1 pseudogene is annotated in these 322 nt (G+C 62.6%); it reads left to right on the top strand.

From position 1 onward, the window contains the following. A pseudogene (gene gatB, locus AC1DM5_RS36650) lies at positions 1–322 on the top strand (Asp-tRNA(Asn)/Glu-tRNA(Gln) amidotransferase subunit GatB); the annotation flags it as partial.

Raw genomic sequence — 322 nt, 5'->3', positions numbered from 1 at the left:
TGCGCTCCATCGTACGCTACCTCGGCACCTGCGACGGCAACATGGACGAAGGCTCCATGCGCGCCGACGTCAACGTCTCCGTGCGCCGTCCGGGCGAGCCCTTCGGCACGCGTTGCGAAATCAAGAACGTCAACTCCATCCGCTTCATCGGYCAGGCGATCGAATACGAAGCCCGCCGCCAGATCGGTATCCTGGAGGATGGCGGCACCATCGATCAGGAAACCCGTCTCTTCGACCCGAACAAGGGCGAGACGCGGTCCATGCGCACCAAGGAGGATGCGCATGACTATCGCTATTTCCCCGATCCGGATCTGCTGCCGCT

The sequence above is a fragment of the Rhizobium sp. 01T437 genome, assembly GCF_056398505.1.
This window is presented reverse-complemented; position numbering and strand designations above follow the sequence as displayed.